This window comes from Clostridium sp. LIBA-8553, assembly GCF_057782465.1.
Genome location: NZ_CM173489.1, coordinates 2,487,245 through 2,513,056 on the forward strand (window position 1 = coordinate 2,487,245; position 25,812 = coordinate 2,513,056).

Below are 25,812 nucleotides of genomic sequence, written 5' to 3' on the forward strand. Positions count from 1 at the left end.
ATTGAAATCAACCCCTTCGAAGTAATTCCCTTCCGCATTTTAATTATTACCTGTAGAGGTTAATTTTATACTCTTAAATCATTTTGTTAATTTCTTTCTTTAATCTTTTTATAATTTTTTTCTCTAATCTTGAGATATAAGATTGTGATATACCAAGCATATCAGCTACTTCTTTTTGAGTTTTTTCTTTATATCCACATAGTCCAAATCTTAATTCAACAATTTCTTTTTCTCTATTTGAAAGATTTTTCATAGCAGTAAATAACAATTCTTTATCTACTTCATCCTCTATCAAATTGTAAACAATATCATCATCTGTACCAAGTATGTCTGATAATAAAAGTTCATTTCCGTCCCAATCTATATTTAAAGGTTCATAAAATGATATCTCTGCCTTAACCTTACTATTTCTTCTTAGATACATAAGAATTTCATTTTCTATACATCTTGACGCATAAGTGGCAAGCTTTATTTTTTTCTCAGGATTAAAAGTATTTACCGCTTTTATAAGTCCAATAGTTCCTACTGAAATTAAATCTTCTACACCAACTCCAGTATTTTCAAATTTTCTAGCTATATAAACAACTAATCTCAAATTTCTTTCGATAAGTATGCTTCTAATAGCTTCATCATTTTCCCCTAACTTGTTAACTAGCTCTTCTTCTTCTTCCTTAGTAAGTGGTGCTGGAAGAACATCATTTCCTCCAACATAATAAATTGGCTCAACCATAATATCTAATTTAGTAAATAACTTATTAAGTAAAAGTCTTATATTTAACATAACCTAATCACCCCTATATAATTCCTCTAGACAATAAAGCCTCATATTCTCCTTCTTTACTCAGTTTATTATCACAAAAACATAAGATTACATCTCTTGTCATTGTTTCCCCATTAACATTACAAAGCTTTATATTGTCGATTTTAATCCCTTTCATATATCCTGAATTCCCATCAACCACCTTATACGGTATTTTAAATTGATCTTTTTCCTTAATGTTTATTCTTTGAAATTTCTCTCTTTCTGCTATTATTACAGGCAGTGCTGTTGCAGGTTCTATAAGTCCATTTCCTGTATCTAAAAAAGCCTTAAGACTTATAACCTCCGAATCAATGCAAACATCTAAATCATATATAAAGTTATTAATCATGGCTCTATTTTTAAAATGATTCATAACTCCACTAACAAGTATATAACTTATAATTAAAGAGAATATCATTCCCTTTGTTGAATAATTATTTATAGTAAAGGATTCTAGAAAACTATATTGATTTTCAACTAAAGCAAACATGAAACAAGCTCCACAAAAAGCAAAAGTTATTACTAAAAAAGTTATATACATTTTCCCAATTGTCTTAATATTTCTTTTTTCCAAAATTATGGAAATCATTCCTAAAGAAAAAAGCAGTTTAAAAGGCAATGATGTTAGTATATTTAAATCCGGAATGAACACCAATAAAGTGTATATTGCACCTAAAAAAGCTGCTAGCAATATTCTCTTGTAAATTATCCTTTCTTTTAAGGTCTGTAAAGTTAGATAAAGTAGAAAAAAATTAATTAAAAAATTTTCTAATATGACAATGTCAACATATACAGTCATAAATCAACTCACTCCCTATTTATAATTATAAAGCTTCTTGTTCTAAAATTTTGTCATTATATATTCTATATGCATATTTTCTATCTTCTTTTTTTTTCATTTTTCTACATATTTTTACTTTATATAAGTTTTTTAACTTTATAATTCTTTTTTATTTGTCTAATTTTGTTTTGAAAATGTATTCATTCAATGTAAATTCATAGTTTATTAAATCTTAAATCATAATATTCAATAATATTTTCCATGTTCTATTTTTAATATTACCAATATTTTGTAAATAAAGAAATAATCTTTTAATTTTTCATAGCTTTCATTATAATTTTTATAAGCTAAATTAATAAATCACTCTATTTTAAACTAATATTGATTTTTACGGTGATAGTACTACTTTTCTAAATTAATCTAAGCCTGAAAAGTCAGTTAAAAATCGACATTAATCTAAAACAGAGCTAATATAAAAAGTAAAAGCACTTATAGCAATCTATACTATAAGTGCTTTTATGATTTAAAAGATTATCTTCTGCCTCTTCTTAAGAACATAGGTATTTCTAAATCATCATTATATCTCTTTTCTGGTTCTGAAGTAGATGCAACTTCTTGTTCAGCTATTGTTTCTTCTACTTTTTCAGTTACAACTTCTCTCTGAACTTGTGGCTCTCTACTAACTGTTCCTTGAGATCCTATACCGCCTACTCTTTGACGCTCTTTTTCAAATCCAGTAGCTATAACTGTTATTCTTATTTCATCTTTTAAGTTTTCATCAATAACAGTACCAAATATTATGTTAGCATCTGGGTCAGCAGCTTCTTGAACTATTTCAGAAGCTTCATTTATTTCTAATAATCCTAATTCAGAGTCACCTGTTACGTTTAATAAAACCCCAGTAGCTCCAACTATTGATGTTTCTAATAAAGGAGATGATATTGCTTCTCTAGCAGCATCTTGTGCTCTGCTTTCTCCTTTACCATATCCAACACCCATGTGAGCTAATCCTTTATCTAACATAACAGCTCTAACGTCTGCAAAGTCTAAGTTTATTAATCCAGGATTAGTTATAAGGTCTGATATACCTTGTACACCTTGTCTTAAAACATCGTCAGCTTTTTTGAATGATTCTAATAAAGTTGTTTTCTTATCAACCATTGATAAAAGTCTTTCATTAGGTATTGTAACTAATGTATCAACTTTTTCTTTTAAGTTTGCTATACCCATTTCAGCATGAGTCATTCTTCTTCTACCTTCGAATGGGAATGGCTTAGTAACTATACCAACTGTTAATATCCCCATTGACTTAGCTATTTCAGCAACTACTGGTGCAGCACCTGTACCTGTACCACCGCCCATACCAGCAGTTATGAATACCATATCAGCTCCTGTTATAGCTTCTGTTATTTCATCTCTGCTCTCTTCAGCAGCTTTTTTACCTATTTCAGGATTAGCTCCTGCGCCTAGTCCTTTTGTAAGTTTATCACCTATTTGAATTTTATTTTGGGCATGAGACAATGTTAAAGCTTGTTTATCTGTATTTATAGCAATAAATTCAACATCTCTTAAACCTTCTTGAATCATTCTATTAACAGCGTTTCCGCCTCCGCCTCCACATCCAATTACCTTAATATTAGTAAATGACTGTATATCTACATCAAAATCTAACAAACCAATTCCTCCTTTAAAAAAGCTCTTCTAAAAACGCCATTATTTTGGAAAGCCCTCTCTTCTTTACACTTTTATTTTCACTTTTATTTTCCTTATCAATGGTTACTTTCTTACCTGAAAGTAACTCTTCATCACATATTAATTTTAACCTATCATATACCTCTTTAACAATACTAATTGCATTAATTATTGAAGAATTGTCAAATAAAAATTGTTTTTTCGTAAAAATTCTTACGTCTTTATCAGATATATATTCCAATCTTTCCTTAATGTGTTCATAATAACTAATACCATCACCAGTTAAGATTATCATATCTGTAGTGTTTAGAATTTCTTTTTCTACCAATTTGTTATTAATAATTTCTAACATTTCACTTAATCTAGCATCTATAATGTCATGAATTAAATAGGTATCTAATATATAATCATCAAAGGAAATATTATTATAATCCTTTCTAATACTATAATATTTTGAAGAATATTGCAATTTTAATCTTTCTGCCTCTTCTTCTGATATTGATAAACATATTGCTAAATCTTTACTTATGTTCCTTCCACCTAAAGGCACATAGTCTATATCCTTCAATATATTTCCTTTATAACTATATATTTGAGTTTCTTCAGCACCAACATCAATAATTACAATATTAGAAGTTTCTGTTTTTTTATTCAAAAATATATTTTTAAATCCAAAGCCTAATCCAATTGTCCCAGAAACTTCATAGCCCGCCTTTAGAACAATCTTATTTAGTATACTTATTTTTGACTTAGGTGCAACAATTAAATCTTCATCTATTTCTATTCTTTCTGTTTTCATTCCTATTGGATTCTCTACGAATCCAACTTCCTCTGTGTAAAATGAATTTATTACACTATCAGCTACACATTCCTCTTCAGGAAGATTTAATGTTCTTCCCTCTATATAAGCCTCTTCTAAGTTTTCTTTGAAAACTAATGAATCATCATTATCTGTATAGGAATATCCCTTGTTCTCCACTATTTTACACTCATTATTTTTTAATGTTAAGTAAACACCTTGAATATTATGTCCACTTTTTTCCCCTAGTTCTTTTAGACATTCTTTTACGGTCTCTATAACAGATTCTTCATCTATTATTTTCCCCTTAGATACACCATGCACATCTTTTACTACAAAATCTAATAATTCAAATTCTCCACTTTCATTTTCACCAGATATAGCTGCACAGATATTTCTGTTTCCAATATCCAGTCCCACTATGTTTTTAGACATTTTTTCTATGTGTACCTCCCTATCTAAAAATTGTGATTAATATATATATTCTCTTAAACTCTTAAATTTCCTCTATATTTAATACATCAATAATCGACTTAGAATTTCTCTATCTATAGCAGAATTTATCGCAGTTTCTTGTGTTATGACACCTTCTCTAAAAAGATTAGCTAATTCCATATCCATTGTTCTCATTCCATACTTACTTCCTGTTTGTATAGATGACTCTATTTGATGTGTTTTTCCTTCTCTTATTAAATTTCTTATAGCTGGTGTAGCAACCATTATTTCTAAGGCTGCAGTTCTTTCACCATCAACTGTTTCTACCAACTGTTGTGATATAATTGTTTGTAAAACAGATGCTAATTGTATTTTTATTTGTTCTTGTTGATGTGGTGGGAAAACATCTACTATCCTGTCTATAGTCTTAGCTGCTCCTATTGTATGAAGAGTCGAAAATACTAAATGTCCAGTTTCAGCCGCTGTTATTGCTGTAGAAATAGTTTCCAAATCTCTCATTTCACCAATTAAAATAACATCAGGATCTTCCCTTAAAGCTGCTTTCAATGCTCTTTCATAGCTTAAAGTATCTTTACCTATCTCCCTTTGATTTACAATAGATTTATTATGTTTATGTAAAAATTCTATTGGATCTTCTATAGTTATGATATGAGCCTCTCTATTGTTGTTTATTTCATTTATTAGAGCTGCTAGCGTAGTACTCTTACCGCTTCCTGTTGGTCCTGTAACAAGTACAAGTCCTCTTTTAAGTTTACATGCATCTTTTAAAACCTCAGGATATCCTAACTTTTCTAAACTTGGCATCTCTAAAGATATAACTCTTATAGCTAATGCTGTACTATTTCTCTGCTTATATATATTAACTCTAAATCTACCTTTACCATGTATTGAATAGGATGTATCATACTCTCCAATAGCATTGTAATTTTCATAGGCATCCTGTAGTATTTCCTTAGCATATGCTTCGGTATCTTCAGGACGTAATATTTCATGTTCTAACCTTACTAATTTTCCATTAACCTTTATTATAGGAGAAATACCTACTGTTAAATGCAAGTCAGATGCTCCCTCTTTAACTGTCAATTCTAAAAGTTCTGTCAAACTTTGCATAATCTCCTCCTAAACTTGACTCTCAATAAATAATTTGTCCATTTCACAAAGAAATGAACAAATTATTCATAGAAAAAGTCACCTTTTTTATCGTATAATAAATATTATAAACCATATGATATATCAATTCCATAATTTTATAAAACTTATTTTTTTTTATTCAGTTTCTTAAGTATCATTTAATATTTGAATTCTTTATTTAATTTTTTTAACGCCTTTTTTTCTATTCTAGATACATATGACCTTGATATACCAAGAATTCCTGCTATTTCTCTCTGGGTTTTTATATCACCATCTAATAGCCCATATCTCATCTGAAGTATTTCCTTTTCTCTCGAGCTTAAAACATCAGACATTTTTTTATAAAGAGCCTTAACCTGTAATGAATTTTCAACGGTCTCTAAAACTGAATCTGCATCACTACTTAAAATATCTATAAGACATATTTCATTTCCTTCTTTATCTATTCCTATAGGATCTTGAAGAAATACTTCTCCCTTTGTCTTTTTATTATTTCTAAAAAGCATTAGTATTTCATTGTCTATACACTTTGCTGCATATGTTGCAAGCCGTATTCCTTTGCTAGTATCAAAGGAATCTATGGCCTTTATTAATCCTATTGTTCCTATAGATATAAGATCATCCATTTCTCTTGAATTTTGATAACTTGAAGAATACTTCTTAACTATATGTGCCACTAGCCTTAAATTTCGTTCAACTAGTATTCGTTTAGCCTCACCATCTCCATTTTTTAACCTTTCTAAGTACATTTTTTCATCCTTTTCGTTCAAAGGCTTTGGAAAAGTAGAATTTCCCGTTACATATCCAGTTAAAAAGATTTTGCTACCAACTAATTCTAATAAGTATTGTAACATGAACATGCCGTTCCCCCTATTAATGCTTATTACTATAATATGAGTTGGTAGCTAAAATATTGCTAAAACTATTTATTTTTTTGTAAGTTCTAAAACTATATCCCTAAAAATAGGGCCTGCAGTATTACCTCCACCTGGCTTTTTATCCTCGTACACATTCTTTATATTTGGTACCATAACCCCTAGAGTATAATATTTTCCTTCGTATTTAAAATATCCTAAAAACCATCCATGAAGTTCTTCTCCTAAGGCCTCTGCTGTTCCTGTTTTAGCCCCTACATCTACTCCTTCAATTTGAGTTACAATAGCAGTCCCATCTTCAACGGTAGAATTCATTACATTTTTTAAACTATTAGCTGTTTCTTTAGAAATTACATCCTTTCTAAGTTCAGTAAATTCTTTTATCATTTCACCCTTTTGATTCTCAAATCCTTTTAATATATATGGCTGTACATACTCTCCTTCATTAACAACTGGAGATATTATTCCAGCCATTTGAATTAAACTTGTTTGCATTGATTGACCAATAGAAAGGTTAGTTATACTAACATTCTCTGGTACAGCTCCTTTAGTTTCCATTCCTGTTTTTTCATCTAAGCCTAAAACTGAAGAGAAAATACCTTGTTCTTTTGAAAAGTCTAAAAGACCTTTTGTGCCGATTTCAGCTCCTAGTTTAGAAAAAACATCATTACAAGAAACCTCAAAGGCTTTTCTAACGCTTATTGTTCCATGTATTTTTTCTTTTTTACAAACTAATCCATCACATCTTAGTTCATCTGAAAGGTTAATCCCTTTTAACTCCATAGCTGCTTCTAAAGTTAGAATTTTAAATATGGATCCTGCCTCATATCCACTAATGCTTCCAGAACCCAAAACAACATTAGGTGTTCCCTCGTTTTTTTGTGCTAAGGCTAATACTTCTCCACTAGCACTATCAATAAGAACAGCTCCAGCATTTTGAAATGTTTTATATTCTTCTTTTGCTAATACATTTCTAACTATTTTTTGCATTTCACTATCTAATGTTAATTTAACATTTAGATTGCTCTCTGGTATATCATACTCTCCTTCTCCATATAGCCCATCATGGTCTCTTTCAAAAACAATTTTAGGATCTTTATTATTTTCTAATTCCTTATTTATTATCATTTCTAGAGACTTTTCTCCTTTATCAATTTCCTTTGTCTCAACCTTTTTATTTTCATTTTCTACCAAGGCAAAACCTTTAGTAGAAGTTAACATATTCTCTATCTTCCAACTTTCATCTTTTTTCTTTTCTTGAGCTACATAAGTGTAAACTCCCTTTATATTTTTTAAGCTATTTATTTTATCAAAATTATCTTTCGATACATCGTAGTATAATTTACCTCCATTTCTAACTACAGAATCAAAGGAAAAATCCTTGTCCTCTGATTTCATAATATAATTAAAAGCCATTATATTTTCTAAGTTTTGATTTAAATTATTTAATTTGAAGGCCATAGAATCTATAACTATCTTGTATTTAGTATCATACTCAAACATACTCTTTCCATTTCTATCTAGAAGAGAATAATTGTAGTCAGAAATTTGTTCATATTGTTTATGATTTCCCTTAAAATTTCCCGTTTCTGTTGTACTATATTTTTTTTGAACATAATAAACCCGCATATTAAGCAATATTAATGATAAAAGTAGCAAAGAAACTAAACTTAATAATCTATTTTTAATTTGTGTTTTTCTTTTCCTATTAAACATAAAAATACCCCTCCTGGCTAAAATTCTAGCCAAGTTAGGGGTATTTTATTCAGCAATATCTTATTAATTTTGTCTTATTATTTAAGTAAACTTTCTAAGATAAATATTCAACTAATAATATTATTCGTATTGTCCTAAAACCTCTTTTATTTTTGCAACAATAATATCTATAGCAACTTTATTATGTCCACCTTCTGGTATTATTATGTCTGCAAATTTCTTTGTAGGTTCTGTAAACTGGTTATGCATAGGCTTAACTACATTTAAGTACTGATTTATAACAGACTCTATAGTTCTTCCTCTCTCGTTTATGTCTCTGACCATTCTTCTTATGATTCTAACATCGGCATCTGTATCAACGTAAATTTTTATATCTAGAAGCTCTCTTATTCTTGGATCTTCTAAGATTAATATTCCTTCTACAATAACAATTTCCTTTGGTTCAACTGTAGTTGTTTCTTCAACTCTGTTATGTATTGCAAAATCATAACTTGGTTTTTGTATAGAATGTCCATTTAGAAGTGATTCTAAATGAGAAACTAAAAGGTTATTATCAAACGCATGTGGATGATCGTAATTAGTTTTAACTCTATCCTCCATTGTTAAATGACTTTGATCCTTATAGTATGAATCTTGCTCTATCATAGCAATACATTCTTCACCAAATTGTCTGTATATTTCCTTTGCTATTGTACTTTTACCTGAACCAGTACCACCTGTTATTCCTATAAAAATTGGTCTCTTCATTAGCTGTTTGCCTCCTTGCACTTAATTAACATATCATTTATCTTTACAGGCTTATCTATTTTAACCTTGAATATCATTTGAGCTTTGTTAGCAACATCTATTTTTTCATCTTTTTCATCTTTCATATCATTCATTTGGATTTCATAGTAGTCTCCAACTGGAGTTAAGACTTCTACTGTATCTCCTTCGAATAATCTGTTTCTTTGTTCTATAGTTGCAACTTGAGTTTTTTCGTTATAATCTCTAACAACTCCTACGATATCATAATCTCTTATATAAGATGATGATTCATAAACTTGCTCACCTGATTTTCCAAAATAAAATCCTGTGTGATATCTTCTGTGACTAACCTTTAATAGATTATCCATTAACTTTTGGTCAAATTCATATCCTTCTGGATCTTCCCAATACTTATCTAAAGCTTCTCTATAAGCTTTAACAATTGCTGCAACATAGTATGGGCTCTTCATTCTTCCCTCTATCTTGAATGAGTATATACCACTCTTAACAAGCTCTGGAATATATTCTATCATACATAAATCCTTTGAGTTCATTATGTATGTACCTTTATCATCTTCTATAACTTGGAAATACTCTCCTGGTCTCTTCTCTTCCATTAAGTAATACTTATATCTACATGCTTGAGAACAAGCTCCTCTATTTGAATCTCTTCCTGTCATATAGTTAGATATTAAGCATCTACCTGAGTATGCCATACACATTGAACCATGTACGAAAGCTTCTAAATCACATTCTTCTGGTAAGTTCTCATGTATCTTTTCAACTTCTTTGAAGCTAAGTTCTCTAGCTAAGACAATTCTCTTAACTCCTAAGTTATGCCAAAACTTAGCTGACTTCCAGTTTACATTGTTTGCTTGAGTACTTAAGTGTATTTCTAAGTCTGGTGCAACTTCCTTTGCAGTGATGATTATTGATGGATCTGAAACAATTATTGCATCTACATTTAACTTATCTAGACCAATTATGTATTCTTCTAATCCTTCTAAATCATCATTGTGAGGGAATACGTTCATAGTAACATAAACTTTTCTTCCTCTATCATGAGCATACTTCACTCCCTCTGCTATTTGCTCGTTAGTAAAGTTATCAGCGAAAGCTCTTAAATTAAGCTTACTTCCTCCAATATAAACTGCATCTGCTCCAAAATCTATTGCTGTTTTTAATTTTTCTAAGCTACCTGCTGGTGCTAATATTTCTGGTTTTCTCATGTTTGCTTACCTCCTCTTAGTTAACGCAATTCCATCTCCCATAGGAATAACAGTTGTTATTAGATTTTCATCCTTCGAGACTAAATCTAAATATGTTCTCATTCTTTTAACAATAGTTATTTTTCTTCTTTTTACTAAGTCATCAGAAGCAACCATTCCTCTAAACAATACATTATCTGCTATTATAATTCCGTCATCCTCTAAAAGTCTTAAACACTCTGGTAAAAAGTGATTATAGTGCCCTTTACCTGCATCCATAAATATCATATCAAATTTTTCATCAAGACTTTCTAAAACTTCTAAGCAATCTCCCTGTAAAATCTTGATTTTATCTTCTAAACCAAATTTTTTGATATTCTCTGTAGCATATTTTATCATATTATCATCTCTTTCGATTGTAGTAATATGACAATCTCCATTAGTAGCTTTATTCATAAGTATTGAAGAATATCCTATAGCTGTTCCAAGCTCTAAAATCTTCTTTGGCTTATTCATAGCTACCATAAATTCAAGAAATTTAGCACCTTCCTTTTGGATTATAGGTACTTTATTTTCTTTTGCAAAGTCTTCTAACTCTTTTAATTCATCATTTCTATCTGGAATAAGATCTCTAAGATACTTTTCCATATAGTCAAAGGTTACTCCACTCATTTGCTCCTCCAAATTTTAGTATCCAAATTCTTTCTTTTTAGCTAAGAAATCTTCGTAACTATTAGTGAAATAGTGTTTATTATCTGATGGATTTAATAAATAATATATGTAGTCTGTTTTAGCTGGTCTTATTGCAGCTAAAAGTGAAGGCTTTCCTGGGTTACATATTGGTCCGACTGGAAGTCCTTTAATTTTATATGTATTATATGGTGAATCTACCTTTAAATCCTTATAAAGCACTGTATCTTTATGCTCTCCTAAAGCATATAAGACCGTTGCATCAATTTGTAATGGCATTCCCTTTTCTGTTCTGTTATATATAACAGATGCTATTTCAGGACGCTCACTATCATCTCTAGCTTCTTTTTCAATCATAGATGCTATAGTTACATATTTCTCATACTGGTCATCTGGAATTGTAATGCCTAATTCACTCTGTATCTCACTCATTACTTGCTTAAACCTATTTAACATCATCTCAACAACTTGAGTTGGTGTTGTTCCTTTAGGAAATGTATATGTATCTGGAAATAAGAATCCTTCTAATTCATATTTTCTTTCCTTATTAGGTTTTATGAATGCCGGTAATGGATACTCTTTAACTGCCTTTATAAACTCCTCTTTAGTACATACTCCACTTTCTTCTAACTTATTAGCTATATCATCAACTGTATAACCTTCTGGAAAAGTTACCTTAGCTTCTGATACTTTTCCCTCAGTTAATACATTTATAAAATCTGGGAGATTTATATCACTACCAACAGTATATGTTCCTGGTTTTATGCTTTCTTTTACATCATTAAACTTTATGTATATCTTAGAAAAGAATGAACTTCTAAGTATATTCTCATTGTTTAATCTTTGAAAAAGACCATGAAGTGACTCTCCATTCTCAACCTTAAATGTTATAGTTGATTTGTTAGACTCTAAAGGGTTATTTTTTATCGAGTTATATTTTACTATAAATACAGCTAAGTTAATCAAAAGTAAAATTAAAAATACGGCTATTAAGACCATACTCTTAGAGCTTTTTAGCTTTTTCACAGTAGTACCCCCTTATATTTAAAGATAAATGGCCGGGAAGCCATTTATCTAATTATAAATCTTTTTTTTGTAAAAACAAACTTGTTTTACTAAATTTTGTTTATATAAACAAAGTTACTTTTTCAAAATTTATCTATAAATTCAATTTAATTATTTTTTGCTTCTATTTATTGCTCTCTTTCTCTCAGCACTATCTAGAATTCTCTTTCTCATTCTTACATTTACTGGAGTAACTTCAACTAACTCATCATTATTTATGAACTCTAAGCATTGCTCTAGTGACATTTGTCTTACTGGAGTTAATTTTAAAGCATCGTCAGCTCCTGATGATCTTGTGTTAGTTAATTGTTTTTTCTTACATATATTAACATCTATATCTTCTGCTCTTGAACATTCTCCACAAACCATTCCAGCATAAACCTCTGTACCTGGTTCTATAAATAAAGTTCCTCTTTCTTGAGCATTAAATAATCCGTATGTAACTGCTTCTCCTGATTCAAATACTACGATTGATCCTCTACTTCTTCCTGGGATTTCTCCTTTGTATTTTTCAAATCCATCAAATACATGGTTCATTATTCCGTTACCCTTTGTATCTGTCATGAATTCATTTCTAAATCCTATAAGACCTCTTGCTGGTACTCTGAACTCTAATCTTGAGTATCCATTTACTGCTGAAGTCATGTTTACCATCTCAGCTTTTCTTGGTCCTAATTTTTCCATAACAGGTCCCATGAATTCTTCTGGAACGTCTATAGTTAAGTGCTCCATTGGCTCAACCTTAACGCCATCTTCAATTTTAGTTATAACATTTGGCTTAGAAACTTGGAATTCAAATCCTTCTCTTCTCATTGTTTCTATAAGTATTGAAAGATGTAATTCTCCTCTTCCACTTACTTCGAAACAGTCTGGAGTTATTTCATTTACTCTTAAACTTACGTTAGTTTCTAACTCTTTTAATAATCTGTCTCTTAAGTGTCTTGAAGTTACGAAATCTCCTTCTTTACCAGCAAAAGGTGAGTCATTAACCATGAAGTTCATGTTTAATGTAGGCTCGTCTATTTTAACAAATGGTAATCCTTCTGGATTCTGTGCATCTGTTATAGTTTCTCCAATATTTACATCAGATATACCACTTATTGCAACTATATCTCCTAATTGAGCTTCATCAACTTCTACTCTCTTTAATCCATCATGAGTGTAAAGACTTGATATCTTAAATTTAGTTACAGTTCCATCTTGTCTTACAACAGCCGCTTGTTGGTTTTTCTTAGCTGTTCCTCTAGTTATTTTACCGATAGCTATTTTACCAACATACTCACTTGAATCTAAAGTTGTAACTAGCATTTGTAAGCTATCTTCTATTGAACCCTTTGGTGCTTCAACTTTTTCAATTATAGTATCGAATAAGTCTTTCATGTTATCTTTTGGTTCATCTATATCAATTGTAGCTACTCCATCTCTAGCTGAAGCATAAACTATAGGGAAATCTAATTGCTCGTCATCTGCTCCAAGCTCTAAGAATAACTCGAAGATTTCATCTATAACTTCTTCTGGTCTAGCATCTGGCTTGTCGATTTTGTTTATAACAACTATTGGTTTTAATCCTAACTCAAGAGCTTTTCTTAAAACGAATTTTGTTTGAGGCATAGCCCCTTCATATGAGTCTACTACAAGTAAAACACTTTCAACCATTTTAAGTACACGTTCAACCTCTCCACCGAAGTCAGCGTGTCCTGGAGTATCTATTATATTTATTTTAATTCCATTATAGTGAACAGCAGTGTTCTTTGAAAGGATAGTAATTCCTCTTTCTTTTTCTAAGTCGTTTGAGTCCATTACTCTCTCTTCAACTTTTTCGTTTGTTCTAAAAACGTTACTTTGTCTTAATAATGCGTCAACTAAAGTTGTTTTACCATGGTCAACGTGGGCGATTATAGCTATATTTCTAATGTCATTTCTTGTGAATTCGTTACTCATTATATATTCCTCCAATTTTATGTGCATAAAAAATTGGATACTTTTAAAGTACCCAATTTTCTTTACCTTATTAGATTCTACTGTTAAGATTCAAAAAAGTCAACATAACATTTTTACTTAAACAGTTACATTATACATTATCATCTAAAATTTTTTATATTTCCATTATTATTGGTAATATCATTGGTTTTCTTTTTGTTTTTTCATAAAGGAAACTTCTTAGTCCATCTCTTATACTAGATTTCATAGTAGCCCAATCACATATTCCTTTTTTCTCACAGTCTCTTAAGACGTCTTTTACTATTTGCTTAGCTTCATCCATTAAATCTTCTGATTCTCTTACGTAAACAAAACCTCTTGATATAATATCTGGCCCTGCTACAACTGAAGCAGTTTCTTTAGAAATAGTAACGACTACTGTAAGTATTCCATCTTGTGAAAGATGCTTTCTATCTCTTAGAACTATATTTCCTACATCACCTACTCCAAGACCATCAACAAAGATTTGACCTGAAGTAACAGATCCATTCTTTTTAATTGAATCTCTAGTGATTTCTATAACATCTCCATTTTCACCTATCATGAAATTCTTTTCTGGTAATCCTACATCAACAGCAAGCTCTGCATGTTGCTTAAGATGTCTGTACTCACCATGAACTGGTATAAAGAATTTTGGCTTAACAAGTGCCTGCATAAGCTTTAATTCCTCTTGACAAGCATGACCTGAAACATGGACATCGGCTAATTTCCCATATACTACCTCTGCACCTTTTTTGAAAAGTTGATTTATAACCTTAGAAACTAACTTTTCATTTCCTGGTATAGGAGTAGCAGATATTATTACAGTATCACCCTCAATGATATTAACTTTTTTATGCTCTGAAGATGCCATTCTAGCTAAAGCTGACATTGGCTCCCCCTGGCTTCCTGTAGTTATTATTGCAACTTGCTCATTTGGATATTTATTTATAGCATCTATGCTAACGAAAGAATCTTTATCTATTGTTAAATAGCCAAGTTCTATAGCAACCTGAACTATGTTCTCCATACTTCTTCCAGAAACAGCAATCTTTCTTCCTGTCATTTCAGCAGCTTCAACGATTTGTTGTATTCTGTGTATATTTGAAGCAAATGTTGCTATTATTATTCTTCCCTTTGCTCCCATAAATATTTTCTTAAGATTTTCTCCTACAGCTCTTTCTGACATTGTATATCCTGGTCTCTCTACATTTGTAGAGTCAGCCATCATTGCAAGAACTCCTTTTCTTCCTAGCTCTGCAAATCTAGCAAAATCCATTACCTCTCCGTCAGTTGGAGTATAGTCTACTTTAAAGTCACCTGTATGAAGTACAACTCCTAATGGTGTGTGTACTGCTATAGCAACTGAGTCTGCTATACTATGATTAGTTTTTACAAATTCAACTGATGATGACTTTAATTTTATAATATCTCTTGGTTTAACTCTTATAAGTTCTGTTGTACTTAATAAACCATGTTCTTTTAATTTAGTTTCAACTATTCCTAAAGTAAGTTTTGTTCCGTAAACAGGTACATTTAAATTTTTTAACACATATGGTAAGGCACCAATGTGGTCCTCATGTCCATGAGTTAAAAATATTCCTCTAACCTTATCTGCATTCTTAACAAGATATGATATGTCTGGAATAACTATATCAATACCAAACATATCTTCGTCTGGGAACTTAAGTCCACAGTCAACTACGATTATATCATCTTTAAACTCGATAACAGTTAGATTTTTACCTATCTCGTTCAAACCACCTAAAGGTATAATTTTAACCTTTAGTTTTTCACGTTTCATATTTTCCCTCCTCTTTTTTGTAGTGATACGCTTATGTATAAAAGAGGTTTCCTCATTTGAGAAAATTTCTCTATTCATTTTTACAATCCTTGCATATTCCGAAAAACTTTACTGTATGATCTAATATTTCAAAACCATATTTAGTTTCAATTTCTTCTTCTAATTCGTCTAATAAATCCGCCTCAACCTCAAAAACTTTTCCGCATTTATTACAAACTAAGTGATGGTGTCTGTGTTCTTCATCATCATGAGCAAGCTCATATCTACTACATCCATCTTCTAAATCTAATTTATAGATTACACCCATCTCTTCTAGAAGAATTATTGTTCTATAAACGGTAGCTAATCCAATCTCTGGACAACTTTTTTTAACCTCGTCATAAATTTCCTCAGCTGTTAAGTGCTTCCCCTCATTCTGTATTATAGTATCAACTATGGCTCTTCTTTGAGGAGTTAACTTATATCCTTTTTTCTTTAATTCTTCTTTTAAAGCATCAAAATCTACTGAAGCTATATTTGCCATATTAAAACCTCACTTTGCCGTTATTCTTCTTCTGCGAATAAAGTTGCATAAGCTTCTTCTATCATTTCAATTTCAAAATCATTCTCAACTGGAGCTAAAGTTTCTTCTCCATCTTCATCTTGAACAACTTGCATAGCTATAACTACATCTTCTTCACCTTCTGGTGATAATAAGAAATATTCTTTCTCTTCTATATCTAATTTAGTTACTACGTTGAATGTTGTTTCTATTCCTTCTTCATCAACTAAAACTATTGGTTGTAAATCGTTATTCATATTATTTCTCCTTTTTTACTTTGATATTCTGTCTAAGTATCCTTGTAATATATAAGTAGCCGCTATTTTGTCGACTATTTTCTTTCTCTTTGCTCTTGATAAATCCGCTTCTAACATCGCTCTATGAGCAGCAACAGTTGTAAGTCTTTCATCCCAAAACTCTATCTTACCATCAAAAGATTTTTGGATTTGTTCACATAAACCCTTTACCATCTCTCCTGAAGGTCCTATTGTTCCATTCATGTTTTTTGGCATACCTGCAACTATAGTTTCTACTCCATATTCCTTGCATATTTTCATAACTGCCTCTACATCTTTAGTATAGCAATCTCTCTTTATAGTTGTTACACCTTGAGCAGTCCATCCAAGTGGATCACTTACAGCGACGCCTATAGTTTTACTTCCGATATCTAAACCTAAAATTCTCATTGAATCTCCTTATATAAACGAAAGAGTACCCTTTCGGGCACTCTTTGTTATTTTATCTCTAGATAAGATTTTATAACTTCTTCAAGTATTTCATCTCTTTCCAGTTTCCTTACTAAAGCTCTTGCCCCGTTGTAATTAGTGATGTAAGTAGGGTCACCTGAAATTAAGTATCCAACTAGCTGATTAACCGGGTTATAGCCTTTTTCCTTTAGTGAGTTGTATACATCAGTTAATATTGATTTAGTTAAATCTTCCTTATTTTTACTAAAATCAAACTGCATTGTGTGATCAAAATTGTTACTCATAACACGCTGCTTACTAGCAGCTCACCCCCTTACAGTAAATATATTTATTTTATATATCTACATATATTATTATCTTTTAAATTAGTTTTTATTCACGCTTTACTTTATAATCATTATAAACTATATTTACATAAAAGTACAACTATTTTACAAGTAATTCTACAACTTCTTTTGCTTTTTCTAATGCTTTAGCTATATTTTCTGGATTTTTTCCACCAGCTTGAGCCATGTCAGGTCTTCCACCTCCACCGCCTCCTACAACTGATGCAACTTCTTTAATAACTTTTCCACAATGAACTCCATTAGCTAATGAGTTTTTAGTTGCCATAGCTACTAGATTTACTTTTCCATCATTATCACTTGCTAGAACAACTATTCCGTTATTTAATTTATTTCTAACCTTATCAGCTAAATCTCTTAATGAGTTTCCATCAACATCTTTAAGCTCTGCTGTAACTAATTCAACTCCGTTTATTTCAACTTTGTTATTTAATATGTCATCTTCAGCACCTTGAACTAATTTAGCTTTAAGTTCTGCTATCTCTTTATCTTTTTCTTTTAACTCATGAGATTGAGCTGCTATTCTCTTAGTAACATCTTTTTCATTACACTTAAGCATTGAAGCAGCTTCCTTAAGCATATTGTTCTTAAGTTCCATGAATTTTAAAGCACTTATTCCAGTAACAGCCTCTATTCTTCTTATACCAGCTGCAACTCCTGACTCTGAAACTATCTTAAATAATCCAATTTCTCCTGAGTTAGCTACGTGAGTTCCTCCACATAATTCTTTTGAGAAATCTCCAACAGCAACAACTCTTACCTTTTCAGCATACTTTTCGTCAAAAAGACAAGTTGCTCCACTATTTTTAGCTTCATCTAATGACATTTCTTTTGTATCAACTACAGCTACAGTCATTATTTTCTCATTTACTAATAATTCAACTTTTTCTAATTCTTCCTCAGTTAAAGCTGCAAAATGAGTAAAGTCAAATCTTAATCTTTCTTCATCAACATATGAACCTGATTGGTTTACGTGATCTCCTAGAACTTCTCTTAAAGCTTCATGTAACATATGAGTTGCAGTATGATTTTTACATACATTAGCTCTTCTTGAGGCATCTACTGATAATTTAACTTCTTGACCTTCTTTTAAGCTTCCTTCTACAACTTTAATGTAGTGAACAAATTTTCCACCAACATTCTTCTTACAGTCAGTAACTATTGCCATTCCAGTTTCTGAAGTTATGTTACCTTTATCTCCAACTTGACCTCCCATTTCAGCATAGAATGGAGTTTTCTCTGTTAATAAGAATCCTTCTTCTCCTTCTGAAAGTTCAGTTTTGAATTCTTCGTTGTTTCCTAAAACTATAACTTTTGAGTTAAGTTCTAAGTTAACATATCCATCAAACTCAGTAACTATTGAAGCATCAACCTTGTTTACTGGACTTTCTTCACTTCCCATGTAGCTGCTTTCGCCTCTAGCATTTCTAGCTCTTTCTCTTTGCTCTTTCATTTCTTTATTAAAGTTTTCTATATCTAACTCTAATCCTTTTTCTTCTAAGATCTCTTGAGTAAGCTCTAGAGGGAATCCATAAGTATCATATAATTTGAAAGCTTTAGCTCCAGATAAAACTTTCTCATTCTTTTCTTCCATTTCTGAAATATAGCTCATAAGTATATCCATACCTGAATCTATTGTTTCATTAAATCTTTCTTCTTCTAACTTGATTATCTTCTTAATGTAATCAGCTTTTTCTTTAAGCTCTGGGTAAGCTTCTCCATAGTTTTCAACTACTGCATCAACCATTTCATTTAAGAATATTCCCTTAACCCCTAAAAGTCTACCATGTCTAGCAGCTCTTCTAAGAAGTCTTCTTAAAACATATCCTCTTCCTTCGTTTGATGGTTGAACTCCATCACATATTAAGAAAGTAACACTCTTACCGTGGTCAGTTATTATTCTTAATGATACATCAGTGTTTTTATCTTCTCCATATTTAGCATTTGTTAATTCACATGCTTTGTTTAATATATTTTTAACTGTATCTATTTCAAAGATGTTATCAACACCTTGCATTATTGTAGCTATTCTCTCAAGACCCATTCCTGTATCTATGTTCTTTTGAGCTAACTCGTTATAGTTTCCTTCTTCATCTTTATCAAATTGAGTGAAAACTAAGTTCCAGAATTCAACTATTCTATCAGCATCTGATGCTTCTAAGAACTCTTCAACAGTCTCAACTTTTCCTTCTCCTCTATCGAAGTGGATTTCTGTACATGGACCACATGGACCTACTCCGATTTCCCAGAAGTTATCATCTTTTCCTAATCTGAATATTCTGCTTGGATCTACATCTGTTTTACTAGTCCAAATATCATATGCTTCATCATCATTTAAGTATATTGTTACATATAACTTATCTTTAGGAATTCCTAAAGTTTCTGTTATGAACTCCCAAGCCCAAGGAATTATTTCTCCTTTAAAGTAATCTCCAAATGAGAAGTTTCCTAACATTTCAAAGAATGTACCATGTCTTGAAGTCTTACCAACATTCTCTATATCACCAGTTCTTATACACTTTTGACAAGTTGTTATTCTTCTCTTTGGTGGTTCCTCTAATCCTGTGAAGTAAGGCTTTAAAGGTGCCATACCAGCGTTTATTAATAATAAACTCTTATCGTTTTTAGGTACTAGTGGAAATGATTGTAATCTTAAATGATCTTTGCTTTCAAAAAAGCTTAAGTACTTTTCTCTTAATTCATTTGCTCCCATGAATTTCATAATTCTTTACCTCCAAATTTTATGTATTTATCCTTTTGCTTCAATCTTTAATCTCTCTGTTCTTTAAAACAGAATAAAAATTTACTCAGCTATCAGATAAGTTTTTTTATTTTATCATTAGTTTTACACACAAAAAAAGAACATAAAAACAAACACCCCTAAAACTCAAGGGACGAAAGCCTATGCTCCGCGGTACCACCCTAATTATGTAAAACTACATCACTCTAAAAAATATAGCTCAAAGATAGCTTCAACACCTCTTTTAAGAAGTTCTCACCACCCACTTCCTCTCTGGATAAAAGATAAATGCCTACTCATTCTCGTCAACGCTTTTTATTTAGTTATTATAGGCAAATTATAAGAAAAATTTCTTCACATGTCAATATAATTGCCAATTATATGTATGTCTATTTCATTAAAATTCCTTTATATTATATGTTAAACTTAAATATTTCACACAAATACTAAACTTCTCTTTTGGCTATGTCTTCTTATAAGACCCTGTTTTAGTGAATGTTGATTTTTCGCTAGTCCTTCTGATTTAACTACTCATTAAGATGTTCTTACAGTTCTATCTAAAAATCAATATGAGTTTAAAATATTAGCCTTTTATAAAAACATATAATAATCCCAATCTTCATATATCACCTTAATTATAACTGCTATAGGAACTATAAATACCATGCCCATAAGCCCTCCTATTTGTTCTCCAATTAAAAGCAATATTATGATTAATATTGGATGCATATCTATACTCTCTGCTGTAATTTTAGGTGCTATTAAGTTTCCTTCTATTTGTTGAATTATTAAGAAAGTTAATATAACCCATAAAACTTTACTTGGCCCTTCCACTAGTGCCACAATAATCGCTGGAATTGCTCCTAAAATAGCTCCAAAGTAAGGTACTATGTTTAATAAGGCATTTAAGAATGCCAATAATAATGGAAACTTTAAACCTAATATGAGCATCCCTATAAAAGTCATAACTCCAACTAATAAACTTAAAAGCAATTGACCTAAAATATATTTACCTAAAACCCTATCTATATCCCTTCCAAGATTTTTTAATAAGGCTCTTTTGTTCATAGGGCAAAAATATAAAAATTTATTAGAAAGCAACTCTCCATAAGCTAAAAAATAGTAAGCTAAAACCGGTATTACAGCAAAAGCTAAAATATTTTCAGAGAATCCAATTAAATTATTTATAATATTATTAGCAAAGTTAGCTATAAATATATTCAATTTTTCTGTAGCTTGAACCTCAATAACATTAAAAACTCCTGAATCCATAAACTTCATTTTCATTGATAAGTCATTTATAAAAGTTTCAATACTATTTATAAGGCCATCAAAGCTTTCTCCCTCTTTAAACATACTTGGAATTAGAGCCATGAAAAAGAATAATATTAGAAGAATTATTCCTACTACCACAACCATAGCTAAAAAGTTCTTATTAAGTTTTGTTTTTTCATACAGAACTCTATTTAAAGGTTTTAGAATATATGCAAAAACTCCTGATGCTATTATTATGAGAACCGTATTTCTAAAAGCTTCAAATTTATAGAAAAGAAATATAAATAAAGCTACTATCAATATAATGATTATATTTCTAGTTAATTTTCTTTTATTTTTCAAAGCCTCAAACATTCTAACTCCTTCTTTCACTTAATATCAAAAATAATCTAAGACAAATAATAGAATAATCCTTTCTCTTTTATAAACTGATTAAATAATTATTTAGTCTTTATAACATTTGGCAGGAAGCATTCTCATATTTATATTCTTGTTACCCAAAAACAAAATATTCTCCTCTCCCAAAATAGTCTCTTTTAGTTGAACAACTCTTTTTCCATTCTTAAACTTATCAAAGATTCCCCCAACCACAATTAGTCCTCTTATATAAAAATCATAGTCTATTAAAATATCCTCTAATATACCAATCATATGTCCATCCTTATTTATTAGATCAAAATTTTTTATTTCGCTAAATTTTAATCCTTTATGTATATGTACTCCTTGAACCATAATAGTCTCACTTAAGGAAATTACATTAGTTAAATCTACATAATCTCTCTTTGAAAATAATTTTTTTGTTACTATGAATCCCATGATTTTTCCATTGAAATAATCCATAGCAAGATCACATACAACTCCAACCTTTTTTCCATTAGAATCAAAAACCTTAAGGCCAATTAAATCTCTTACTCTATACATCCTAAAAGTCATCCCTTCCTAATTCAAGCAAAGTCATTAGTAATATATTTAGTATTATCTATATCTTTCCAAAAAATACGTAGTTTTAATCTTATTTTAGAATTATTTCCATATTAAGCGTAGTTCATTAACTCTCGAACAATATTCTCTAAAAACTTATAAAAAGCTAAAATAAAAAAGCCCCCTTGCGGGAGCTTTTTATTAAAGTAGGCTTTCGATTATTCCTCCACCTACAACTAAATCATCTTTATAGAAAACTACAGATTGGCCTTTAGTTATGGCTCTTTGTTTATCTTCAAAAGAAACCTTAACTCTTCCATTTTCCATAGGACTTATAGTAGCCTTAGCTGGTTTAGCTGAATATCTAATTTTAGCTTCAACTTCCATTGGCCCTTCAAGTTCATCTACAGATATTAAGTTTACCTCTTTACAAACTAAATCAGTTTTAAAGATATCTTCTTCTGGTCCAACTACAACTGTGTTAGTTACAGGGTTTATATCTGTAACGAATACTGGTCTTCCAAGAGCTAATCCTAAGCCTTTTCTTTGACCTATTGTGTAATAAACTATTCCTTTATGTTTTCCTAAAACATTTCCTTGCTTATCAACAAAGTTTCCTTCTCTAACTTTGTTTGGAGCAGCTTCACATATGTATCTTCCATGATTATTATCTGGAATAAAGCATATTTCCTCACTGTCCTTCTTATTATGAACATCTAGACCAATTTCTTTAGCAATTTCTCTAATCTTATCCTTAGTGTATTCTCCACAAGGCATTAAAGTATGCTCTAACTGCTCTTGAGTTAAATTATATAAAGCATATGTTTGGTCTTTTCTGTCATCATTTGCTCTTATAAGTTGGAATCTTCCATCTCTCTCTTCAATTTTAGCATAGTGACCTGTAGCAACATAGTCAGCACCTATACCTTTAGCTTTTTGTAAAAGCTCATTAAATTTAAGATATTTATTACATGCAATACATGGATTTGGAGTTCTTCCTTGTATGTACTCATCAACAAAGTAATCTATTACGTTTCTTTTAAAACTATCTCTAAAGTTTAAAACGTAAAAAGGAATGCCTATTTTCTGAGCAACTCTTCTTGCATCATCAACGGCTGAAAGAGAACAACATCCACCTTCTCTCTCTTCATATTCCTTATCTTCTTGCCATATTTGCATTGTAACACCAATTACATCATATCCCTGTTCCTTTAAAAGGTAAGCAGCAACGGAGCTATCAACTCCGCCACTCATACCTATAACAACCTTTTTCTTTGTCACAAAATCACCACTTTAATTATTATTCTTAGCCGTGAACATGCTCATGTATGTCATGTGAATGTTCTTTCATATCCCAAGGTTCTAAACCTTGACTTTTTCTATAGTCGTTTATAGCTTTGTGTATAGCTTCTTCAGCTAATACTGAGCAATGCATTTTTACTGGTGGAAGACCATCTAAAGCTTCAGCAACAGCTTTATTTGATAATTCCCAAGCTTCTTCTACAGTTTTTCCTTTTATAAGCTCTGTAGCCATACTTGATGAAGCTATAGCAGATCCACATCCATAAGTTTCGAATTTAACATCTTCTATGATGTTGTTTTCTATTTTAAGATATATTCTCATTATATCTCCACATTTAGCATTACCAACTTCTCCGATTCCGTTAGCATCTTTTATTTCTCCTACATTTCTTGGGTTTCTGAAATGATCCATAACTTTTTCACTATATATCATGATTAATTCTCTCCTTCTACTTCTCTTAAATGGTTTTTCCATAATGGTGACATACTTCTTAATCTTGCAATTATTGGTGGTACTTTTTCTAATACGTAATCTACGTCTTCTTCAGTTGTACCTTCACCTAAGCTTAATCTTAATGATCCATGTGCTATTTCATGAGGAAGTCCTATTGCTAATAACACGTGTGATGGATCTAATGATCCTGATGTACAAGCACTTCCGCTTGAACCACAGATTCCTTCGAAGTCTAATGAAAGAAGTATTCCTTCACCTTCTATAAACTCAAAGCATACATTTACGTTACCTGGTAATCTCTTGCTACCATCTTTTGGTCCGTTTAATCTTGTAAATGGTACTTCTAATAATCCTTCTATTAATCTATCTCTTAACTTAGAAACTTTAGCTATATGCTCATCTAAATTTTGTCCAGCGATTTCCATAGCTTTTCCTAATCCAACTATTGCAGGGATGTTTTCAGTTCCAGCTCTTCTAGCTCTCTCTTGGCCACCACCATGGATTAAGTTATCTATTCTTATACCTTTTCTTATATATAAAGCTCCGATTCCTTTTGGTCCGTAAACTTTATGTCCAGCTAATGAAAGTAAGTCAATGTTCATGTCTTTAACATCTATCTTAACATTTCCTACAGCTTGAACTGCATCAGTATGGAATATTACTTTTCTTTCCCTACAGATTTTACCGATTTCCTTAACTGGCTCTATAGTTCCTATTTCGTTGTTTGCAAACATTACAGAAACTAAGATAGTTTTATCAGTAATAGCATTTTTTAATTCTTCTAAATCAACGAATCCTTCTTCATTTACATCTAAGTAAGTTACTTCGAATCCTTGTTTTTCTAACCATTGGCAAGTATGTAATACAGCGTGGTGCTCTATTTTTGTAGTTATTATATGATTTCCTTTGTTCTTATGAGCAAAAGCTATTCCTTTTATTGCCCAGTTATCTGCTTCTGATCCGCCACCAGTAAAGTAGATTTCATTTGTATCTGCATTTAAAACTTTAGCTACTCTTTCTCTAGCAGTATCTACAGCCATTCTTGATTCTCTTGAAACTCCGTAAAATGCTGATGGATTTCCAAATTTATTTGTGAAGTATGGTAACATTTCCTCTAATACTTCTGGTTTAACATATGTAGTTGCTGAGTAGTCCATATAAACAACTCTATTATTCATTTTCTTCACTCCTACTAACAATTTTTAAAGCTTCACTTTTTTCTTTCATAGCTTTATAATCTTCTACTATATCTTTAAGAGTTACTGAATTAGTAACTTCATCTATACTTGTTTTTATCTTTTTCCATAAAAGTCTAGTTGCGCAACAATCAACATTACTACAGACTACATCTTCTAAGCATTCAGATATTTCTATTGGACCTTCTAATACTTCCATAATATCTGCTACTGTTATTTCTTCAGGTAGTCTATTTAAAATATATCCTCCTTGAGCTCCTCTAATACTTTTTATAAGCTTAGCTTTTCTTAGAGAACTAAATAATTGCTCTAGATAATATTCAGATATATTTTGTCTTTGTGATATTGATTTTATTGACACAGGTGACCCACCATAATTTATAGCTAAATCAACCATGGCTTTTACACCATATCTTCCTTTGGTAGATAATTTCATTTAATCACCTCTAAATCTGACTAATTCGATGTACTTTATGTGATTATAATATCAAAACCGAGTAAATTTGTCAACAATAATATTTACCTATTCTTAACTAAAAGAAATAAATATTTTTAAGCAAATTTATCCAGTTTGTTCCTTGTAATCACAACATTAAAGGAGTTTTTA

The 25,812-nt window shown here is 30.8% G+C and carries 24 protein-coding genes and 1 other annotated feature; all 24 genes read right to left on the reverse strand.

What is annotated here, in order from left to right; translation table 11 throughout:
- Nucleotides 1-73: 73 nt before the first annotated feature.
- Entirely contained in the window at nt 74-781 is a 708-nt protein-coding gene (gene sigE / locus AC2JAQ_RS11025) for an RNA polymerase sporulation sigma factor SigE (RefSeq protein ID WP_488456491.1), read from the reverse strand.
- Between the two features lie 13 nt (nt 782-794).
- Nucleotides 795-1,601: a sigma-E processing peptidase SpoIIGA gene (gene spoIIGA, locus AC2JAQ_RS11030; protein ID WP_488456492.1), complete on the reverse strand. Its 807-nt coding sequence runs from the start codon at nt 1,599-1,601 to the stop codon at nt 795-797.
- 513 nt (nt 1,602-2,114) lie between these two features.
- Nucleotides 2,115-3,257 carry a cell division protein FtsZ gene (gene ftsZ, locus AC2JAQ_RS11035; protein ID WP_488456493.1) on the reverse strand — a complete coding sequence of 381 codons (1,143 nt, stop codon included), beginning with the start codon at nt 3,255-3,257 and terminating at the stop codon, nt 2,115-2,117.
- 13 nt (nt 3,258-3,270) lie between these two features.
- On the reverse strand, nt 3,271-4,509 hold the full coding sequence (locus tag AC2JAQ_RS11040; protein ID WP_488456494.1) for a cell division FtsA domain-containing protein: 1,239 nt from the start codon (nt 4,507-4,509) through the stop codon (nt 3,271-3,273).
- A 78-nt stretch (nt 4,510-4,587) separates the two neighbouring features.
- Nucleotides 4,588-5,640, reverse strand: coding sequence for a type IV pilus twitching motility protein PilT (locus tag AC2JAQ_RS11045; protein ID WP_488456495.1), 1,053 nt, complete (start codon nt 5,638-5,640; stop codon nt 4,588-4,590).
- Between the two features lie 179 nt (nt 5,641-5,819).
- Complete coding sequence (gene sigK, locus AC2JAQ_RS11050; RefSeq protein ID WP_488456496.1) at nt 5,820-6,521, reverse strand: RNA polymerase sporulation sigma factor SigK; 702 nt, start codon at nt 6,519-6,521, stop codon at nt 5,820-5,822.
- Between the two features lie 66 nt (nt 6,522-6,587).
- A complete protein-coding gene (locus tag AC2JAQ_RS11055) occupies nt 6,588-8,252 on the reverse strand; it encodes a penicillin-binding transpeptidase domain-containing protein (protein WP_488456497.1) in 1,665 nt (554 codons plus the stop codon).
- 120 nt (nt 8,253-8,372) lie between these two features.
- On the reverse strand, nt 8,373-8,999 hold the full coding sequence (gene udk / locus AC2JAQ_RS11060) for a uridine kinase (protein WP_423237581.1): 627 nt from the start codon (nt 8,997-8,999) through the stop codon (nt 8,373-8,375).
- Nucleotides 8,999-10,228: a peptidase U32 family protein gene (locus AC2JAQ_RS11065; RefSeq protein ID WP_488456498.1), complete on the reverse strand. Its 1,230-nt coding sequence runs from the start codon at nt 10,226-10,228 to the stop codon at nt 8,999-9,001. Before AC2JAQ_RS11065 ends, udk begins: the two co-directional genes overlap by 1 nt.
- A gap of 6 nt (nt 10,229-10,234) precedes the next feature.
- Nucleotides 10,235-10,879: an O-methyltransferase gene (locus tag AC2JAQ_RS11070; protein WP_488456499.1), complete on the reverse strand. Its 645-nt coding sequence runs from the start codon at nt 10,877-10,879 to the stop codon at nt 10,235-10,237.
- Between the two features lie 15 nt (nt 10,880-10,894).
- Nucleotides 10,895-11,923, reverse strand: a complete 1,029-nt coding sequence (gene mltG / locus AC2JAQ_RS11075; protein ID WP_488456500.1) for an endolytic transglycosylase MltG — start codon at nt 11,921-11,923, stop codon at nt 10,895-10,897.
- A gap of 150 nt (nt 11,924-12,073) precedes the next feature.
- The gene (gene typA, locus AC2JAQ_RS11080) at nt 12,074-13,903 is read right to left on the reverse strand and encodes a translational GTPase TypA (protein WP_423237585.1); all 1,830 of its coding nucleotides are present in this window, start codon (nt 13,901-13,903) and stop codon (nt 12,074-12,076) included.
- Between the two features lie 154 nt (nt 13,904-14,057).
- Complete coding sequence (locus AC2JAQ_RS11085; protein WP_488456501.1) at nt 14,058-15,725, reverse strand: ribonuclease J; 1,668 nt, start codon at nt 15,723-15,725, stop codon at nt 14,058-14,060.
- Nucleotides 15,726-15,795: 70 nt separating this feature from the next.
- Nucleotides 15,796-16,248 (reverse strand): Fur family transcriptional regulator, encoded by a 453-nt coding sequence (locus AC2JAQ_RS11090; protein WP_208337293.1) that lies wholly within the window; start codon nt 16,246-16,248, stop codon nt 15,796-15,798.
- Between the two features lie 20 nt (nt 16,249-16,268).
- Nucleotides 16,269-16,523, reverse strand: a complete 255-nt coding sequence (locus AC2JAQ_RS11095) for a DUF1292 domain-containing protein (RefSeq protein WP_003459598.1) — start codon at nt 16,521-16,523, stop codon at nt 16,269-16,271.
- Between the two features lie 15 nt (nt 16,524-16,538).
- Entirely contained in the window at nt 16,539-16,952 is a 414-nt protein-coding gene (ruvX, locus tag AC2JAQ_RS11100) for a Holliday junction resolvase RuvX (protein WP_488456502.1), read from the reverse strand.
- Between the two features lie 47 nt (nt 16,953-16,999).
- The gene (locus AC2JAQ_RS11105; protein WP_003451703.1) at nt 17,000-17,257 is read right to left on the reverse strand and encodes an IreB family regulatory phosphoprotein; all 258 of its coding nucleotides are present in this window, start codon (nt 17,255-17,257) and stop codon (nt 17,000-17,002) included.
- A gap of 142 nt (nt 17,258-17,399) precedes the next feature.
- Complete coding sequence (gene alaS / locus AC2JAQ_RS11110) at nt 17,400-20,039, reverse strand: alanine--tRNA ligase (RefSeq protein WP_488456503.1); 2,640 nt, start codon at nt 20,037-20,039, stop codon at nt 17,400-17,402.
- A 165-nt stretch (nt 20,040-20,204) separates the two neighbouring features.
- Nucleotides 20,205-20,375, reverse strand: a binding site (T-box leader).
- Nucleotides 20,376-20,648: 273 nt separating this feature from the next.
- Complete coding sequence (locus AC2JAQ_RS11115; protein ID WP_488456504.1) at nt 20,649-21,686, reverse strand: AI-2E family transporter; 1,038 nt, start codon at nt 21,684-21,686, stop codon at nt 20,649-20,651.
- 90 nt (nt 21,687-21,776) lie between these two features.
- Nucleotides 21,777-22,253 carry a PRC-barrel domain-containing protein gene (locus AC2JAQ_RS11120; protein ID WP_488456505.1) on the reverse strand — a complete coding sequence of 159 codons (477 nt, stop codon included), beginning with the start codon at nt 22,251-22,253 and terminating at the stop codon, nt 21,777-21,779.
- 201 nt (nt 22,254-22,454) lie between these two features.
- The gene (gene mnmA, locus AC2JAQ_RS11125) at nt 22,455-23,534 is read right to left on the reverse strand and encodes a tRNA 2-thiouridine(34) synthase MnmA (RefSeq protein WP_488456506.1); all 1,080 of its coding nucleotides are present in this window, start codon (nt 23,532-23,534) and stop codon (nt 22,455-22,457) included.
- A gap of 25 nt (nt 23,535-23,559) precedes the next feature.
- Entirely contained in the window at nt 23,560-23,988 is a 429-nt protein-coding gene (gene nifU, locus AC2JAQ_RS11130) for a Fe-S cluster assembly scaffold protein NifU (protein WP_423237594.1), read from the reverse strand.
- 2 nt (nt 23,989-23,990) lie between these two features.
- Nucleotides 23,991-25,187 (reverse strand): cysteine desulfurase NifS, encoded by a 1,197-nt coding sequence (gene nifS, locus AC2JAQ_RS11135; protein ID WP_423237595.1) that lies wholly within the window; start codon nt 25,185-25,187, stop codon nt 23,991-23,993.
- On the reverse strand, nt 25,180-25,641 hold the full coding sequence (locus AC2JAQ_RS11140; RefSeq protein ID WP_488456507.1) for an RrF2 family transcriptional regulator: 462 nt from the start codon (nt 25,639-25,641) through the stop codon (nt 25,180-25,182). The genes nifS and AC2JAQ_RS11140 overlap by 8 nt, the downstream gene beginning before the upstream one ends.
- Nucleotides 25,642-25,812: the final 171 nt, after the last annotated feature.

Bases quoted from the DNA above. Each gene is read 5' to 3' on its own strand.
- sigE (WP_488456491.1), bottom strand. From the start codon at position 781: ATGTTAAATATAAGACTTTTACTTAATAAGTTATTTACTAAATTAGAT.
- spoIIGA (WP_488456492.1), bottom strand. From the start codon at position 1,601: ATGACTGTATATGTTGACATTGTCATATTAGAAAATTTTTTAATTAAT.
- AC2JAQ_RS11040 (WP_488456494.1), bottom strand. From the start codon at position 4,509: ATGTCTAAAAACATAGTGGGACTGGATATTGGAAACAGAAATATCTGT.
- AC2JAQ_RS11045 (WP_488456495.1), bottom strand. From the start codon at position 5,640: ATGCAAAGTTTGACAGAACTTTTAGAATTGACAGTTAAAGAGGGAGCA.
- sigK (WP_488456496.1), bottom strand. From the start codon at position 6,521: ATGTTCATGTTACAATACTTATTAGAATTAGTTGGTAGCAAAATCTTT.
- AC2JAQ_RS11055 (WP_488456497.1), bottom strand. From the start codon at position 8,252: ATGTTTAATAGGAAAAGAAAAACACAAATTAAAAATAGATTATTAAGT.
- udk (WP_423237581.1), bottom strand. From the start codon at position 8,999: ATGAAGAGACCAATTTTTATAGGAATAACAGGTGGTACTGGTTCAGGT.
- AC2JAQ_RS11065 (WP_488456498.1), bottom strand. From the start codon at position 10,228: ATGAGAAAACCAGAAATATTAGCACCAGCAGGTAGCTTAGAAAAATTA.
- AC2JAQ_RS11070 (WP_488456499.1), bottom strand. From the start codon at position 10,879: ATGAGTGGAGTAACCTTTGACTATATGGAAAAGTATCTTAGAGATCTT.
- typA (WP_423237585.1), bottom strand. From the start codon at position 13,903: ATGAGTAACGAATTCACAAGAAATGACATTAGAAATATAGCTATAATC.
- AC2JAQ_RS11085 (WP_488456501.1), bottom strand. From the start codon at position 15,725: ATGAAACGTGAAAAACTAAAGGTTAAAATTATACCTTTAGGTGGTTTG.
- AC2JAQ_RS11090 (WP_208337293.1), bottom strand. From the start codon at position 16,248: ATGGCAAATATAGCTTCAGTAGATTTTGATGCTTTAAAAGAAGAATTA.
- AC2JAQ_RS11095 (WP_003459598.1), bottom strand. From the start codon at position 16,523: ATGAATAACGATTTACAACCAATAGTTTTAGTTGATGAAGAAGGAATA.
- ruvX (WP_488456502.1), bottom strand. From the start codon at position 16,952: ATGAGAATTTTAGGTTTAGATATCGGAAGTAAAACTATAGGCGTCGCT.
- AC2JAQ_RS11105 (WP_003451703.1), bottom strand. From the start codon at position 17,257: ATGAGTAACAATTTTGATCACACAATGCAGTTTGATTTTAGTAAAAAT.
- alaS (WP_488456503.1), bottom strand. From the start codon at position 20,039: ATGAAATTCATGGGAGCAAATGAATTAAGAGAAAAGTACTTAAGCTTT.
- AC2JAQ_RS11115 (WP_488456504.1), bottom strand. From the start codon at position 21,686: ATGTTTGAGGCTTTGAAAAATAAAAGAAAATTAACTAGAAATATAATC.
- AC2JAQ_RS11120 (WP_488456505.1), bottom strand. From the start codon at position 22,253: ATGTATAGAGTAAGAGATTTAATTGGCCTTAAGGTTTTTGATTCTAAT.
- nifU (WP_423237594.1), bottom strand. From the start codon at position 23,988: ATGATATATAGTGAAAAAGTTATGGATCATTTCAGAAACCCAAGAAAT.
- nifS (WP_423237595.1), bottom strand. From the start codon at position 25,187: ATGAATAATAGAGTTGTTTATATGGACTACTCAGCAACTACATATGTT.
- AC2JAQ_RS11140 (WP_488456507.1), bottom strand. From the start codon at position 25,641: ATGAAATTATCTACCAAAGGAAGATATGGTGTAAAAGCCATGGTTGAT.